This window comes from Asaia sp. W19 (assembly GCF_003994335.1).
GTDB lineage: Bacteria > Pseudomonadota > Alphaproteobacteria > Acetobacterales > Acetobacteraceae > Asaia.
This window is the reverse complement of the sequence record NZ_PNQZ01000001.1, coordinates 1-15,705: the sequence shown is the minus strand read 5'-3', so window position 1 is coordinate 15,705 and position 15,705 is coordinate 1. Positions and strand designations below refer to the sequence as shown.

Annotated in this window: 17 protein-coding genes and 2 tRNA genes; 12 read left to right on the top strand and 7 right to left on the bottom strand. The window is 60.9% G+C overall.

Features of this window, described 5'->3' with window-relative positions; translation table 11 throughout:
- The first annotated feature begins 7 nt into the window (after positions 1-7).
- The 5 genes from mnmG to C0V97_RS00075 all read left to right on the top strand — a co-directional run bounded on the left by mnmG (position 8) and on the right by C0V97_RS00075 (position 4,289).
- Positions 8-1,864 carry a tRNA uridine-5-carboxymethylaminomethyl(34) synthesis enzyme MnmG gene (gene mnmG, locus C0V97_RS00095; protein ID WP_127099526.1) on the top strand — a complete coding sequence of 619 codons (1,857 nt, stop codon included), beginning with the start codon at positions 8-10 and terminating at the stop codon, positions 1,862-1,864.
- The gene (rsmG, locus tag C0V97_RS00090) at positions 1,861-2,442 is read left to right on the top strand and encodes a 16S rRNA (guanine(527)-N(7))-methyltransferase RsmG (protein WP_127099524.1); all 582 of its coding nucleotides are present in this window, start codon (positions 1,861-1,863) and stop codon (positions 2,440-2,442) included. Before mnmG ends, rsmG begins: the two co-directional genes overlap by 4 nt.
- Positions 2,432-3,244 (top strand): ParA family protein, encoded by an 813-nt coding sequence (locus C0V97_RS00085; protein ID WP_127099522.1) that lies wholly within the window; start codon positions 2,432-2,434, stop codon positions 3,242-3,244. The genes rsmG and C0V97_RS00085 overlap by 11 nt, the downstream gene beginning before the upstream one ends.
- Positions 3,241-4,122, top strand: coding sequence for a ParB/RepB/Spo0J family partition protein (locus C0V97_RS00080; protein WP_127099520.1), 882 nt, complete (start codon positions 3,241-3,243; stop codon positions 4,120-4,122). Before C0V97_RS00085 ends, C0V97_RS00080 begins: the two co-directional genes overlap by 4 nt.
- 91 nt (positions 4,123-4,213) lie before the next feature.
- A tRNA-Lys gene (locus C0V97_RS00075) sits at positions 4,214-4,289 on the top strand.
- A gap of 518 nt (positions 4,290-4,807) precedes the next feature.
- On the opposite strand, the gene C0V97_RS00070 is transcribed toward C0V97_RS00075, so the two are convergent.
- The 5 genes from C0V97_RS00070 to C0V97_RS00050 form a co-directional block, all read right to left on the bottom strand.
- Positions 4,808-4,882 (bottom strand) — tRNA-Gln (locus C0V97_RS00070).
- 47 nt (positions 4,883-4,929) lie between these two features.
- Positions 4,930-5,568, bottom strand: a complete 639-nt coding sequence (locus C0V97_RS00065) for a TetR family transcriptional regulator (protein ID WP_127099518.1) — start codon at positions 5,566-5,568, stop codon at positions 4,930-4,932.
- 87 nt (positions 5,569-5,655) lie between these two features.
- Complete coding sequence (gene proC, locus C0V97_RS00060; RefSeq protein ID WP_255424142.1) at positions 5,656-6,450, bottom strand: pyrroline-5-carboxylate reductase; 795 nt, start codon at positions 6,448-6,450, stop codon at positions 5,656-5,658.
- A complete protein-coding gene (locus C0V97_RS00055) occupies positions 6,447-6,953 on the bottom strand; it encodes a YbjN domain-containing protein (RefSeq protein WP_127099516.1) in 507 nt (168 codons plus the stop codon). Before C0V97_RS00055 ends, proC begins: the two co-directional genes overlap by 4 nt.
- Positions 6,954-7,112: 159 nt before the next feature.
- On the bottom strand, positions 7,113-7,397 hold the full coding sequence (locus tag C0V97_RS00050; protein ID WP_127099514.1) for an accessory factor UbiK family protein: 285 nt from the start codon (positions 7,395-7,397) through the stop codon (positions 7,113-7,115).
- Between the two features lie 206 nt (positions 7,398-7,603).
- Between C0V97_RS00050 and rfaD the strand changes: the two genes are divergently transcribed.
- From rfaD to C0V97_RS00030, 4 genes are read left to right on the top strand one after another with little or no spacing between them, the layout of a single operon-like run.
- Positions 7,604-8,584, top strand: a complete 981-nt coding sequence (gene rfaD / locus C0V97_RS00045; RefSeq protein WP_127099512.1) for an ADP-glyceromanno-heptose 6-epimerase — start codon at positions 7,604-7,606, stop codon at positions 8,582-8,584.
- 8 nt (positions 8,585-8,592) lie between these two features.
- Positions 8,593-9,426, top strand: a complete 834-nt coding sequence (gene lgt / locus C0V97_RS00040) for a prolipoprotein diacylglyceryl transferase (protein ID WP_127099510.1) — start codon at positions 8,593-8,595, stop codon at positions 9,424-9,426.
- On the top strand, positions 9,419-10,216 hold the full coding sequence (pgeF, locus tag C0V97_RS00035) for a peptidoglycan editing factor PgeF (protein WP_127099508.1): 798 nt from the start codon (positions 9,419-9,421) through the stop codon (positions 10,214-10,216). The genes lgt and pgeF overlap by 8 nt, the downstream gene beginning before the upstream one ends.
- Positions 10,213-11,199, top strand: a complete 987-nt coding sequence (locus C0V97_RS00030) for a hypothetical protein (RefSeq protein WP_127099506.1) — start codon at positions 10,213-10,215, stop codon at positions 11,197-11,199. The genes pgeF and C0V97_RS00030 overlap by 4 nt, the downstream gene beginning before the upstream one ends.
- A gap of 47 nt (positions 11,200-11,246) precedes the next feature.
- Here C0V97_RS00030 and C0V97_RS00025 read toward each other — a convergent pair whose 3' ends face one another.
- Complete coding sequence (locus C0V97_RS00025) at positions 11,247-12,200, bottom strand: SIS domain-containing protein (RefSeq protein ID WP_127099504.1); 954 nt, start codon at positions 12,198-12,200, stop codon at positions 11,247-11,249.
- An 84-nt stretch (positions 12,201-12,284) separates the two neighbouring features.
- Positions 12,285-13,391: a DUF563 domain-containing protein gene (locus C0V97_RS00020; RefSeq protein WP_127099502.1), complete on the bottom strand. Its 1,107-nt coding sequence runs from the start codon at positions 13,389-13,391 to the stop codon at positions 12,285-12,287.
- 265 nt (positions 13,392-13,656) lie between these two features.
- Here C0V97_RS00020 and C0V97_RS00015 point away from each other — a divergent pair, with 265 nt between their 5' ends.
- Genes C0V97_RS00015 through C0V97_RS00005 form a run of 3 tightly spaced genes read left to right on the top strand, consistent with a single transcriptional unit; the run spans position 13,657 to position 15,462 of the window.
- Positions 13,657-14,319, top strand: coding sequence for a CsgG/HfaB family protein (locus tag C0V97_RS00015; RefSeq protein ID WP_127099500.1), 663 nt, complete (start codon positions 13,657-13,659; stop codon positions 14,317-14,319).
- 52 nt (positions 14,320-14,371) lie between these two features.
- On the top strand, positions 14,372-14,797 hold the full coding sequence (locus tag C0V97_RS00010; protein ID WP_127099498.1) for a DUF4810 domain-containing protein: 426 nt from the start codon (positions 14,372-14,374) through the stop codon (positions 14,795-14,797).
- A complete protein-coding gene (locus tag C0V97_RS00005) occupies positions 14,794-15,462 on the top strand; it encodes a DUF799 domain-containing protein (protein ID WP_127099496.1) in 669 nt (222 codons plus the stop codon). Before C0V97_RS00010 ends, C0V97_RS00005 begins: the two co-directional genes overlap by 4 nt.
- Positions 15,463-15,705: the final 243 nt, after the last annotated feature.

Sequence of the window (15,705 nt, the reverse complement as noted above, 5' to 3'; positions counted from 1 at the left end):
GGCGCGTGTGAGCGAGTTTGATGTTGTCGTCATCGGTGGGGGGCATGCGGGAAGCGAGGCGGCAGCTGCCTCGGCACGTTTTGGCGCGCGGACACTCCTGCTGACCCAGAAGCCGGAAATGATCGGGGCCATGTCGTGCAACCCGGCCATCGGAGGCATAGGCAAGGGACATCTGGTGCGTGAAATCGACGCGCTCGATGGACTGATGGGGCGCGCCGCCGATCGTGCCGGGATTCACTTCAAGCTCTTGAATCGCTCGAAAGGTCCGGCGGTCCATGGGCCTCGGGCCCAGGCAGATCGATATCTTTACCGCAATGCCATTCAGGCGCTTCTGGCCGAAACGCCGAACCTTGCCATCGAGGCGGGTGAGGTGGCCGATCTCGTGGTTGAAGACAAGCGCGTCACTGGCGTGGTGTGTGCCGATGGGCGTGTCATTCATTGTGGGGCCGTGGTCGTCACCAGCGGGACGTTCCTGCGGGGCGTGATCCATATCGGGCACAGACAGGAACAGGCCGGGCGTATCGGTGAGCGACCGGCAGCGCTTCTGGGTGCGCGTCTGGAAGCGCTCGGGCTGCGTATGGGGCGTCTCAAGACGGGGACACCAGCCCGATTGGCGCGTGAGAGCATAGACTGGGAGTCGCTGGCAGAGGACAAGGGTGATGCGCTGCCCGAGCCGTTCAGTCGCCTCACGCAGCGCATCACCACCGAGCAGATCTCGTGCCGCATCACGAGCACGACGCCAGAGACGCATCGGATCATCCGCGACAATCTGGCGCTCTCTGCGCTTTATGGCGGCGCGATTGCCGGGAAAGGACCGCGCTATTGCCCGTCGATCGAGGACAAGATCGTGCGTTTCGGCGAGAAGGAAGGGCATCAGATCTTCCTCGAGCCCGAGGGTCTGCTGGGTAATCCCGGCGGTGATCTGGTCTATCCGAACGGCATCTCGACGAGCCTTCCTGCCGACATCCAGGCGATGATGATCGCCTCGATTCCGGGGCTCGAGAAAGCGCGGATCGTGACGCCGGGTTATGCGGTCGAATATGACTATGTCGATCCACGTGAACTGTCGCCGAGCCTGGCGCTGAATGCGCTGGCCGGGTTGTATCTGGCCGGTCAGATCAACGGTACCACCGGTTATGAGGAGGCAGGCGCCCAAGGCTTGCTGGCAGGGTTGAATGCCGCGCGTTTTACAGCGGGGAGCGCGCCGCTCGTGCTTGGGCGCGATCAGGCCTATCTCGGCGTGATGCTGGATGACCTGACCTTGCAGGGTGTTTCCGAGCCTTACCGCATGTTTACCTCGCGCGCCGAGTATCGCCTAAGCCTGCGGGCCGATAATGCCGATTTGCGTCTCACGGGGATTGGTGTGGCGATGGGCTGCGTTGGCGCCGAGCGTGCGGCAAAACTCGATCAGGATCAGGCGGCGATCGAGCGCGCCATGGATCAGGCACGCGAGGCACTTCACGCACCTCAGGATCTGGCGGCGCAGGGTATCACGGTATCGCAGGACGGGCGACGTCGCTCGCTTCTGGATGTGCTGGCTGGTCAGGCCGATGAGTCAGCGGCGTTTAGACTGGCACCTTGGTTTGGCGCGCTGCCATTGCGTATTCGTCGCCATGTCGAGACAGAGGCGCGCTATGGCGGTTATCTTCAGCGTCAGGAGCGCGAGATCAGGCAGTTGGCCAATGAGGCGCAGATTGCCCTTCCTGCCGACCTTGACTACGCGCGGATTGGGGGGCTGAGCAGCGAGATGAAAGAACGCCTGTCTCTCGCAAGGCCTGAGAATTTCGCAGCAGCTCAGCGCGTCCCGGGTGTGACGCCTGCCGCCATGATTGCCTTGCTGGCGCATGTGAGGGCTGCGGCATGAGTGCGGTTTCACGTGAAACAAGAGAACGGCTGGAGGTTTTTGCAGCGCTTCTGGAAAAATGGAACGCCCGCATTAATCTAGTCAGCCCCCGTGACATGCCCCATCTCTGGGAGCGGCATATCGAGGATTCTCTGCGCCTCGTTCCTTTTATCGCTCAGGGAGCGAGGGTGATCGATCTCGGGTCGGGCGGCGGATTCCCGGCGCTCATGATTGGTATCGCCTGCGATGCCGAGATGGTGATGGTCGAATCCGATCAGCGCAAATGTGCTTTTCTGCGCGAGGCAGCACGCGCCTGTGGCGTGAGGGCGCAGGTGGTGCCCAAACGCATCGAGCAGGCCGAGGTGCCGCCAGCCGCCTACGTGACCGCGCGTGCTCTGGCCTCGCTTTCACAATTGCTGGAATGGAGCACGCCCTTTCTGCTTCCGGAGGGAAAAGCCCTGTTTCTCAAGGGAAAAAATCTGCCCGACGAGTTGACCGAAGCCGAGCGGTGCTGGCACATGCAGCACAGAATTCTGGACAATCGCGCCGCCTCAGGGGGCGCCATCATCGAGATAAGCGATATCAAACGTGTCGAATAACGACACGGGCAAGAAGGCCCGTATCCTCGCCGTCACCAACCAGAAGGGGGGTGTGGGCAAGACCACAACAGCGATCAATCTGGCCGCAGCGCTTGCCAGTTCGCAGCGCGTCCTGCTGGTCGATATCGACCCGCAGGGGAATGCGTCGACCGGTCTGGGGGTCGATTACAATGCTCGTCAGATCGGTAGCTATGCCGCCCTGATGCAGGAGGCCCCGCCAGAGAAACTGCCGCGCCCGACCGGGACGGCGAATCTCGACATCATCGTGGCGAATACCGATCTGGCCGGGGCGGAACTCGAACTGATTGGCAGCGACCGGCGCGAATTCCGTATCCGTGACACGCTCGAGGCGCTCTCGGATCGGTATGACGTTATCCTGATCGATTGCCCGCCCAGCCTTGGTCTGCTGACGCTGAACGCGCTGGTTGCTTCAGATGCGGTATTGATCCCGCTGCAATGCGAGTTCTTCGCGCTCGAGGGGATCAGCCAGATTGTCCGTACGGTCGATCGCGTGCGTCGCGCCTTCAATGCGGATCTGCATGTCGCGGGGATTATCCTGACCATGTATGACCGACGCAACAATCTGTCCGAGCTGGTTGCGGCAGATGCGCGCAATTTCTTTGGCGAGCAGGTGCTCGAAACGCTGATCCCACGCAATATCAAGATTTCCGAGGCGCAGAGCCATGGGTACTCGGTTCTCGAGTATGACCGTCGCAGCAGCGGGGCGCAGGCCTATCTGGCTCTCGCGCAGGAAGTGGCAGCCCGCCTGGGCATTGCCCATCAGGAAGGGATCTCATCATGAGCAAGAAACCGGCGCCTCGCCTGGGCCGTGGTCTCGCCGCCCTTCTGGGGGATCAGGCCATTGAACTGCCGCGTACCCCCGGCCCGTCTCACGAAGCTGCCCCTAATCCGTCCCTGCTCGGGGTCGATCTTCTGGCGCCTGGACCGTTCCAGCCCCGTGTCGATATGGATGAGGGGCGGCTGAACGAACTTGCGGATTCGATCCGCAGTCGGGGGGTGTTGCAGCCTATCCTTGTGCGTCCGGATCCGGAGCAGAAGGGGCGCTATCAGATTATCGCAGGCGAGCGGCGCTGGCGCGCCTCGCAACGCGCGGGGCTGCATGAAGTCCCTGTGCATGTGCGGATGCTTGATGACGCCGATGCCATGGCCGCCGCCCTTGTCGAGAATTTGCAGCGCGCCGATCTGAACGCGATCGAAGAAGCAGAGGGACTTCAGCGGCTTCTGACCGATTATGCTCTGACGCAGGAAGAGCTTGCCGGGGCAGTGGGCAAGTCGCGCCCGCATATCGGCAATATCCTGCGTCTGTTGAACCTGCCGGAGGCCGTGCGCCAGAAAGTGCGCGACGGGCTGCTGAGTGCCGGTCATGCACGCGCTCTTCTGGCCCATCCTGACCCCTGCGCGGCGGCGGATATCGTGATCGCCCGTGGTCTGAACGTGCGTCAGACGGAAGCCCTGGCCCGTCAAACGCCCAGGACGGAGCAGGAAGAGGCCAAGCCGCCGCGAGACAACGAGCTCGTGCGCCTGGAGCGCGATCTGGCAACGCGGCTGGGTCTCAAGGTGAAGATCGAGTTCAACGGCAAGGGTGGTTCGCTGCGTCTGGATTATCGCAGTCTCGATCAGTTCGATACGCTTATGCGTCTGCTTTCGCCCGAGAAATAGAGGATTTGATTACGTATGCGGAATAGTGCATTTTTCCTCTTGATGCCTGTTCCGCCTCTTGTTAGAAGCCCTCTCACCGGAGCGGGGCTATGGGCACATAGCTCAGTTGGTAGAGCAGCTGACTCTTAATCAGCGGGTCCAAGGTTCGAGCCCTTGTGTGCCCACCATTGCCCCGCCGGTACCCTTCCTGAAAATTCGAATGAGATTACGCTTCTTGCGCCGTTCCCTGCGCGAGTCGCCTGATTGGGGCCGCCTGTGTGTCGCGAACGCGCGACGCGTCGACGGGGAGGCTTGGTCGGCAAGTTTCCTGTGGTACTTCTCTCCGCCGATATGGGAGGGCGCGAACGCAGTTGATTATACTCCCTTCATGGGAGGTAGACTTGACCGTCGCCGAGTGCTCAACGATGCGCTCTGACGCTCTGACGCTCTGACGCTCTGACGCTCTGACGCTCTGACGCTCTGACGCTCTGACGCTCTGACGCTCTGACGCTCTGACGCTCTGACGCTCTGACGCTCTGACGCTCTGACGCTCTGACGCTCTGACGCTCTGACGCTCTGACGCTCTGACGCGCAGCCTAGACCTTTCACGGCCAGTGTGAGGCCAAGCCACGTAAAAGCCCGTGGCAAACGGGACAAGGCCGTACAGGGGAACGGAGGTCGTCTGATTTTTAGGAAAACGATGCGCTGGCTGGGATGGGAGGGATCGAACCTCCGAATGGCGGAATCAAAATCCGCTGCCTTACCGCTTGGCTACATCCCATCGCGCTGAGGGGCTTTTTAGTCTGCAAGCTGGCAGACGTAAAGCCATTATGTTTCGAGTTCGAGCGGATGATCTGCAATGCCCGTGCGGCTTTCGGCCTCTTCCATCAGGCGGCCCGACGAGGGCTTGAGCGCGCCGTAGCGTTCTGCCTTGTCCAGAGCCTGATCGAGCGCAGCCATGGTCTGGGAGAGATCGGCGCTTTCATCCTTTTCCCAGGCGCGCAGGGCAAATCCCCATACGCCTGCCAGGGCATTCAGTCTGATCGTGCCAGAAAAGCCGCTGCATTCCACGCCCGCGACCTCTGCCATCCAGCGCATGGTGTCGAGCGTGGCGGCGCCCAGAAGCAGCGTCAGTGCCGGGTCTGTCGGCAGGGCCTGCAAGACGGCCCGGATTCCCTCGCGATATTGCTGGAACACATCGAAGCGTCGCATGAACAGATCGAAGACGCGTTCGCGCACCGAGCCGCTCAGCCCGTCATCGCGGAAGGCCGATTCATCGGCCAGACGGCCAAGGCGGAACAGGAAGCTGTGACGGAAGGGAAAGCGGGCGCGAACTTCATCGATAGGCAAGCCCGCGCGCTGAGCGGCCTCGACCAGAGAGAAACGCTGCCAGCCCTTTTCTGCGGCAAGGCCGAAGCCTGCCTCCAGCAAAGCCAGATCAAATTCCTCGCGATCGATATCCGTCATAAAACCGTTCCTGTCATTCTGGGCGCGATAATACCCTATGGGCGTGTCGTGACAATCGAATGACAGGAATATGGCAGGGTTTTCGACTCAGGAGGCCATTTCCCGTGACCGCTTCATGGCATTGTCGATGGCCTCACTCATGGTGGCCGGCCACGCATGCGGCGCCATGAGGACTTCAAGCGCCTTGGCCGTAACACCGTTGGGGCTCGTCACGTTCTTGCGCAGCGTTTCACTCTCCTCACCGGAGGCAGCAAGAAGCGCTCCCGCGCCCGAAACGGTGCCGCGCGCAATCAGCCGTGCCGTCTCGGGGGGTAACCCGACGCGTAGCGCTTCTTTCTCCAGCAACTCGGCCAGCAGGAATACATAGGCTGGCCCGCAACCCGAGATCGGTGTGAGCGCCTCAAGCTGTTCCTCGTTGTCCACCCAGGCGACATCGCCCACAGCAGAGAGCAGGCTTGTGCACAGGGCGCGCTGGGCGTCATCCAGATCAGAACTGCAAACGCCGGTGACGCCCTTGCCAATGGCGGCCGGGGTGTTGGGCATGGCGCGCACGATGCGGCTCTGGGCGTCTCCGCATGCAGCACGAAGGCTTTCGACCGTTCTGGCCGCCAGCATCGAAATCACGATAGCACCGTCCAGAACGGGGCGAAGCGACGCGAGGGCCTCTTCCATACCCGCCGGCTTGACGGCCAGGATGATGATAGCCGGTTTGAAATCGCTCGGAATTTCACCGGCGGTGCGCACGACACGATGCGGGGCAGGAGGGGCATCGCAACGGCGGTCAAGGATGATGGAGGGGGCAAGCCCCTGCTCCAGCCATCCCTGCCACAAGGCGCCGCCCATCTTGCCACAGCCAACCAGCAGAAGAGAGGGCAGGCTCACGCTTCACCTGCACAATCGAGCATGGCGGCTTCCAGCGCTTCAGCGGGGGATTTGCCACTCCAGAGGGTGAACTGGAACGCGGGATAGAACCGCTCGCATTCCGTAATAGCGATATCGATCATGTCTTCCATGCTTTCTGCGGCAAGGCTTGTCGCGCCGCGCAGCAGGACGGAATGCCGAAAGACCGGTGTTCCCGTCTCGAGGTCGAGGCTGAAATGCCCGATCCAGAGGCGTTCATTGGCAAGCGCAATCAGTTCGTACAAGGCCTTGCGGCGATTGGCGGGAGCCCGCAGGTCGAAGGTGCAGGTAAAGTTCATGGCGGCAATCTCGCGCGACCACGAAAAATAGAGTCCGTAATCGCACCATTTGCCCGGTGCTTCGGCCGCCATTTCCGAATCGGTCCGGCGGTCGAACGCCCAGTCATGGCCGCAGACGATCTGCTCCATGACGTCGAGCGGGTTGGTATCCTGATGCGAGGAGGAGGAGAAGGATAGAGCAGGCATTCGGGACTCCCTGGGCCGGTGATGCGCGTGGCTTGGCGACGCGTATCAGGATGTCTGCAACGATATGAAAATCCGCGGTTATCGGCGCCGCGAATCGTCATATCAGGTCACGTTACGGATGCCCGGCCTCCGTTGCAAGGATGCTGGCATCCCTCATGATCAGCCGTGCGCTGTGGGAGCGGTCACGGCCTTTTCCAGATCGGCCAGGCGCTCCTCGATACGGGCCAGACGGGCATCGGCATCTTCCTGCGCCATGCGCGCGCGCGTCGCGAGTTCGCGTGCCACATCCAACTCGTCACGACGTACGAGATCGAGCGAGGAAAGGGCCTCATCGATGCGGGCGCGCACCATGGCATGAAGCTCTTCACGCAGACCGGTCAGGGCCGAGAATGCGCCCCCGGCAACGCCTGCGAGATCATCGAAAAAACGGGGCCGGTCTGCCATGGTGGTATCCTTGTCTGTCCTGTCGCCCGCTGTGTGGCAGGCGGTGATAATGCCCCCGGCGCGGCCAGAGGAGCGTAGGGTCGCCCCAGACTGACTCTCACACCTGTCGGCTGCAACGCGGCTCTGGTCTGTCGGGATGCCGGAGCCGCGTTTTTCTCCGGCTGGTGTGGCTTGGAGGTTGCGTTGCGGCGTCTTATACAGGTTCCATGATGATCGTCACCGGCGGCGCCGGATTTATTGGTTCGTGCCTGGTCGCTGCGCTCAAGGCGCGTGGTGAGGCTGTCGCGGTTGTGGACCGCCTTCGCGACCAGGGAAAATGGCGCAATCTTGCCAAGCATGCGCCCGATCTCCTGATCAGCCCGGATGCGCTCGACTCCTATCTGGCGAATAGCACGGACATCAAGGCCGTGTTCCATATGGGCGCGATCAGCAGCACGACCGCGCGTGATGGTGATCTGGTATGGCAGACCAATGTCGCATTGTCGGAGTCCCTGCTTGACTGGTGCGCCCAGCGTGACGTGCCGTTCTTCTATGCCTCATCGGCGGCGACCTATGGGGCGGCGGACAGGCCTGAATTGTTTTCGGACGCGCCCGATTCCCTTGCGACGCTGAAGCCGATGAACCTGTATGGCTGGTCCAAGCATGTCTTCGACCAGCACCTTTTCAAGCGCCTCGAATCCGGTGATCCGATGCCCCGGCAATGGGCGGGGCTCAAGTTCTTCAATGTCTACGGGCCGAACGAGTACCACAAGGGCTCGATGATCTCGGTCGTGAAGGTCAAGTATGACGAGGTGATGCGTGGCGGTCCGGCAAGGCTGTTCCGCTCCGACCGTCCCGATCTCGATGACGGCGCGCAGGCGCGCGACTTCATCTGGGTGGGCGATCTGATCGACATCATGCTCTGGCTTTATGACCACAAGCAGGTCAGCGGGTTGTTCAATTGCGGTACCGGCACGGCACGCAGCTATGTCGATCTGGCCAATGCCGTGTGCGATGCGGCCGGTGTGCCGCGCCGTATCGAATTCATCGACATGCCCGAGGCCCTTCAGGGCCAGTACCAGTCCTATACCTGCGCCGACATGACGCGCCTGCGCGAAGCGGGGTATGACAAGCCTTTCACAACGCTCGAGGCGGGTATCACCCGCTATGTGCGCGACTTTCTCGCGACGCCCGACCCCTATCTGTAAAGACCCGCATGGCCGCCCATCCGATCATCCTGCCGCAATTCGACCCGATCGCGCTTCATCTCGGGCCGCTGGCCATCCACTGGTACGCGCTCGCCTATATTCTTTCGATCCTCATCGGGTGGAAAATCGCCGTCCGACTTTGCGCGCTTGCGCCCCAGGCCGCCACACGAGAGCAGGTGGATGATTTTGCCTTCTGGGCCATGCTTGGCGTCGTGCTGGGAGGGCGGCTCGGTTATATCCTCTTTTACAAACCCGGCTTTTACCTGACGCACCCGCTCTCCATCCTGCAGGTCTGGCAGGGGGGGATGTCCTTCCATGGCGGGGCGCTTGGCGTGATACTCGCGCTGGCCTGGTTCACCTGGCGGAACGGGCTCAGTTTTCTCTCCTTCTCTGATCGCATCACCATCGTCGTGCCGCTTGGACTCGGTCTTGGGCGCTGTGCGAATTTCATCAATGGGGAACTCTGGGGACGCCCGGCACCGGACTGGCTGCCCTGGGCCATGGTTTTCCCCACGGGCGGTCCGATAGCCCGGCATCCCTCTCAGCTCTACGAAGCCCTGACCGAGGGCCTGCTGCTGCTCAGTGTCATGCTGGTGGCGGCAAGCCGTCCCTGGGTGCGGGTGCGCTACGGTTTCCTGTCGGGTCTTTTTCTTTTCGGCTATGCGATGGCGCGCAGCTTCTGCGAGTTGTTCCGCGAGCCAGACGCATTCATCGGTTTCCTGCCTTTCGGTGTGACCATGGGGCAGGTGTTGTGCATTCCCATGGCGCTGGCCGGGCTCTGGCTCATGGCTTTCGGCATACGCCATCCGCATAGCCTTCAGGGAGACAGGTTTTATGGCTGATCAGGCACCCCGTGGCTGGGTCTTGCAGTCGGACCCTCTCGCCTTTTTGCGCCATGGGTTTTTCACGCGCAGAGGCGGGGTATCCCCTGCACCGTACGATACGCTGAACTGCTCGCTCGCTTCGGCCGATGATGCAGTGAATATTGCCCAGAATCGCGGCCGGGTGGCCGGGTTTCTGGGGGTCGGTTCCGGGGCGCTTCTGGGCCTGACACAGACCCACTCCGCCGACGTGGTGGTGATGACCCGCGATACGCCGGTATGGCAGACCGGGCGCGGGCCGAAAGCCGATGCGCTGGTAAGCGATCGCGAGGATCTGGCACTGGGCGTGATCACCGCCGATTGCGGTCCGGTTCTTTTCGCGAGCACCGATGGGCGCGTGGTGGGCGCAGCCCATGCCGGGTGGCGCGGCGCGGTGGGCGGTGTGCTCGAAGCCACGATCGAGGCGATGGCGCGTCTGGGTGCGGGAGAGATCATCGCCTGTGTCGGCCCCTGCATCGCCCAGAACAGCTACGAGGTCGGGGCAGAAATGCGCGCATCCGTGCTCACCGCTTCTTCCGGAGCAGGAGAGTTTTTCACTGCGGGTGTGCGGCCCGGGCATTATCAGTTCGATCTGTCCGGCTACTGCCTGCACAGGTTGCGCCGTGCGGGTCTGCGCCGGATTTCACGCCTCGGACTGGATACGTTGCCCGATGTGGCGCGCTTCTTCAGCCACAGGCGGCGTACTCTCGCCGGAGGTGGGGCGATCGGGCATCAGATCTCGGCCATACGTGCAGGGAGACTTGGCGGATGATCTCTCTTTTTCCTCGGCATTTCTCGCCAAGGCACTCCTGGCGCATCGGACTCGGTCTTCTGGGTTCTGTGATGCTGCTTGGCGGTTGCGTCGACATGCCGCATCCCTTCGGTGATCCGGGGCCGGAGGGGCGTCGTCTTGCGTTGACCACGCCGCCGCCCCGCCTCGCCGTGCCGACGCCATCCGCCTCGCTGCTGGACAATGCTGCCTCGGCATTATGGGCGAAGGATGTAGCGTCACAACTCGTTGAGCAGTCGCTTCCTGCTGTGGCTCAACCAGCCAAACCGGGGGACTGGTGGCTGCGCCTTTCGGCCACGATGCAGGGAGACCAGGTCACACCGCATTACGAGGTCATGATGCCTTCCGGCGAACCACGTGGACATTGGGATGCTGCGCCGGTTCCTGCCTCGGCCTGGGCGCAGGGCGAGCCGAAGCTCCTGGAATCCCTGGCCTCATCCTCTGCCCCGCAGATCAGCACCGTATTGACCGGTATCCAGGCAGCCATGATGCAGGCCGACCCGCATAGCCTCAAACGCCGCCCGGCCAAGGTGTTTTTCAAGGGTGTGCGTGGGGCCCCGGGTGATGGCAATGTCACACTCGCACGCTCTTTCGTCGCCAGTTTTCCGGACCAGCATGACAAATTGGACCGCGACCCGAAGGCGGCCGATTACACTGTTGAGGGAATCGTGACGCTGAGCGATGGCCCTGCGGGCAATACGGGGCACCCATTGCAGCATATCGAGATCGTCTGGCGCACTGTCGCGGCTGACGGCAAGGAAGCCGGGGCGGCGACCCAGCTTCATGATATCGATGCGCACTCCCTCGACGGCCCCTGGGGCGATGTCGCGATGGTTGCCGCATCGGAGGCGGCGGGAGCCGTGCATCAGATCATCACCAACTACTCCGGACGCGACCACAAGCCGTTACCGCCGGAGCAGGGGAGTGGCAGCGCGAAAAGCAGGATCGCGGCCCGGCAGGGCTGAGGGTAGCGGGCGTCTCTCGATGGCAGACGCCCCTGAGGGGGGCTCGCTCAGCCGATGGTTACGACCTTGGTCAAATGGCGTGGGGCCAGCGTGTCGAGATTCTTGCTACGCGCCACATATTCGCCCAGGAGCTGCAGAACCGGCAGGCAGACCAGCGGCCCAGTGCCGGGTTCCCCCTCGACAGGAAGGCTGATTGTGCCCGGGCCCCCCAGCCCCAGTACTTTCGCGCCTTTAGACAGCAGGTCACGCGCCAGCAGGCCCTCTTCCTCAAGCGTGTCCGGATGATACATCATGATGACCAGGGAGCGCTCGTCGATCAGGCTGATCGGCCCGTGACGATATTCCAGAGGATGGTGCGCTTCGCTCTGGCTCAGGCTCATTTCCTGCATTTTCAGGGCCCCTTCACGTGCCACACCGTAGAAAGCGCCACCCCCGAGAAACACGAAATGCGTACGCCCGTCGATCAGTTCAGGCAGGGTGCTGTCGGCGGCCTCAAGCAGGCGACGCGCGGCCTCGATCGTGGGGGATCCGAGCGCAATTCCGGCGTAGCGCATCCCCAGAAGAAGCATCAGACTGGCCGATGCCGTCATGACAATGCCTTCTTCTGCATGGGTCTCGGCAGCGATCACGCTATCGGCATGGTCGCAAAGTGCGCTGCCCCCCGCACACGTGATGGCGGTCACGCGCTGACCGGCCGACTGGCTTGCCCTGGCAGCGGCCACGGTTTCGGTCGACTCGCCGCTCCGTGAAAGCGCGATGATTTCAGCGGCCACCGCTTCGGGCACATAATCATGCGGGCGGCGTGTCCATTCATTGCCTGGCACCGCGCGGCTCTGATGACCATGAGCGTTCAGGCAGACTGCGATGGAGTCTGCAATATGCACGGAAGTACCACAGCCAACGACCACCTGCACTTTATCGGCTGAGGGCCTTGCCCCGTCGAGATCGGCCTTCGCCCAGAGCGGGAACTGCTCTCTTATGCCGCGTTCGGTTGCGTTCATGGCGTTGTTCCTTTCCGATGGAGGGGCACGCTGATTTGTCATCACCCCGATATGTCAATCTGTCAGGCAGAGCGGGGCTTCTGGTCAAGCCAGACCGGATGTTGCGATGGGGCGACGCTGATCTGGGAGCGTCGGAAGCGCGCAAATGCCCTGGACATCGGGTCGACAAGCCTGCGCTTCGCGCCGCCACGCCATGACGACGTGATGTGCCAGCCCAGCTGGATCGGTGATGCGGTAGTGGTTTGGCTCGACATCATCGGCGCGCAGAAAGGCGGAGACATCGAGATAAAGGGCATGATGGTGGCACACGGCGTCGATCATCCGCTGTGTACCAAAGATGTAGGTGTCGTGGTTCAGTATGATGACCGTCTTGTTTTCGAAAAAGGCGGCATTCATGAACGCTGACCCTGAAAACCCGATGAAGACGGTGTGGCTCTCCCACAAGGCGAGCTGATCTTTGACCGATAATGTCTCCGGCTGGCAGATCTCGACTCCAATGGGAGAGAGGAGTGCGCACAGGATATCGTCGCCTTCATAGCGCCGTGTCGTCGCGCCTGCGTGGCTCCGGGAGAGAAAGACAGGGTTCCCTTTGGGGGGAAGACGGCTTCTTCCCAGAATGCGGCGTCCGAGATCACGCATGAATGGCGCCCAGAGCGCATGACAATGGGCGTTTTCGACAAAGGCGGGCTCGGGGATCTCGACCTGATGAAGGAGCGTGTTTTCTGGCGGCGCAATGATGCGCGTTCGGTCAATGCCCATATTGTCGAGAAAGACGTTGATGAAGCTGTTTTCGTCGTCCATTGGCCTGTAATTGGGCGCGATATACCAGTCCGGTCTATGCCGATGATGGCGCAATCGCCAGAGGCGCTGCAGCGTACTCGTCAGGAAATGACCGAAGTGGTCGTGGAAATAGCCGAGCCAGAAGCAGCGCGCGCCCTCGGGGAATTCCGGGATCTCCCGCGCAGGTGACTCCAGCGCGATAATACTGGGGGCGAAAACGTGGAAATTGAAGGCACCCGCGATAGTCTCTCCGGCGCAATAGGTGGACGGGGCGATCAGGATCCCTGCCATCGTATAGAGCGAGTTGTGGCGCAGGATTGCACTCTCATGAACGGTCGAGCTCGGTTTTGCCGGTATGACGAGCGACCGCCCGATGACGTCGCCACAGGACTTTTCAGAATGGGTCGACATGTCATCGGGGGCCAGATTGCTTCATGGAGACAACACATTCAGCGCCTGTCACATAGTGGAGACAATACAAATCATCGTGGCTTCAGGGTCCCCGATGCATAACGGAGCCGTCATGATCTGTTCACTGAGAGTTCAGGGAGACTTCTTTTCAGACCAGACGCTTATATCGGCCATTTCACTATTTCATGATCATGTCGATTATGGGAAGAACTGTGCCGAATGTTCGATTATTGACCTTTCAATAACGATATGAGGGCTAGGGCTGATGCGCATCATTTTTGCACTACACGGTATTCTCGCATCCACTCTGTTACTGAGTGCCTGCGCCACCGAGTCTTCCCGTACTCTGCCCGTGCCGCCGGTTCAGGTTGCGCAGACAGCTTATAATGGGCCGCGCGTCCCGATTGCCGCAGGAAAATTTGCCAATCGTTCTAATTACATGAACGGTATCTTCTCGGATGGGATCGATCGTCTGGGTAACCAGGCACGAACCATCTTGCTGACGCGCCTGCAGCAATCAGGCCGGTTTTCAGTGATGGATCGCGATAATCTGGCCGAGGGGAAACAGGAGGCTGGATTTCTCAAGCAGGGTCAATCCATTCAGGGCGCGCAGTATCTGGTGACTGGGGATGTGACTGCTTTCGGTCGCAAGGAAGTCGGGGATATGCAGCTTTTTGGCATTGCGGGGCGCGGCCATAGCCAGATTGCCTATGCCAAGGTGAGCCTTCAGATCGTCAATCCCCTGACGTCGCAGATTGTTGCGACGAGCGAGGGTTCGGCCGAATACAGCCTCTCCGATCGCGAGGTGATCGGGTTCGGCAGTACAGCGAGCTATGACTCGACGCTCAATGGCAAGGTGCTCGACCTGGCCATTCAGGACGCGGTGAATCATTTCGCACAGGAGGTCGATTCGGGTCAGATTCACTGACTCTCTGTGACTTCGATCCCACTTACAAAACCAATAAATGGATTTCCAAACCATGTCTCGTTACGCAAGAATTCTGGCAGGCATAGCGCTGCCAGGAGTTCTGGCTGCCTGCTCCGGGCAGTCAACGCCGCCGCTCTATAGCTGGCAGAATTTTCAGGCTCAGCAATATCTCTACCTTCAGGGCAAGACCGATCCGCTGGCCCAAATTACCGTCATGGAAAAAGACATGGAGAAGGCGCGCGCCAAGGGGCTCTCGGTTCCGCCCGGCTTTCATGCCCATCTCGGCCTGCTTTATGCCGCAGAGGGCAAGACCGATCTGGCGCAGCAGGAATTCACTCAGGAAAAGACGCTTTTTCCTGAAGCCACCACCTATATGGACTTCCTGCTGAAGAATCTCGGTCAGGCCCCAGGCTCGTCTTCCAATTCGCCCCAGACTCAGAATGTCAGTGCGCCTCAAAATACGAAGGTGTCGTCATGAAGACTTTTTCTTTGATGGGTCGTTTTGCCGCGCTGGCGCTCTGCTTTGCCGTTACAGCCTGTGCCTCACAGGTCAAAGCTCCCGATTACACCGCTTTCAAGGCTGCGAAGCCGCGTACCATTCTCGTTTTGCCGCCGGTCAATCATACGCCCGATATCAAGGCTACCAATGGTCTGCTGTCGCAGATGTCACTGCCGCTGGCCGAGGGCGGTTATTACGTCATTCCCGTAACGCTCGAGACCGAGACATTCCGACAGAACGGATTGAGTGTTCCTGATGAAATCATTCAGGTCCCTGCTGAAAAGCTGCGTACGATTTATGGCGCCGATGCCGTGCTGTACACCACCATCACCGATTACGGCTCGGTCTATCACGTGATCAACAGCAATACCGTCGTGACAGCCAGTGCGAAGCTCGTAGATCTGAAGACCGGCTCAGTGCTCTGGACTGGAACCGGAACGGCTTCGAGCGCTGAGAAGAATCAGAATTCCGGAGCTGGTGGTCTGATCGGTGTGCTCGTTAATGCGGCTATCAATCAGGTTGTTGATAGCCTGACGGATGAGAGTTTTGTCGAAGCCGGCACAGCAGCCAACCGTCTTCTGAAGGTCGGGCCGCCCGATGGTCTGCTTTATGGGCCGCGTTCGGTGAAATATGGTACTGACTGACACAGCTGGAACCCCCTCACCCCGGTATCAGGGGCGGGGGTTTTTTTTGGGGGGAGGCTCGATCATGAGTAGATCTATTCTCCTGCAGAAGGTCGACCCCAAAGCCGAAAATGGTACGGGGAGTTTCCCGCCCGCTGATATTCGCTCCGCACTCAAGGCGATTGGCGGTCCTTTCTTCAAGGAATGGAGTGTAGACGGGGGGGGACGGGTATGGCGGTATCGGGACGGGCGRGCAGATACCCT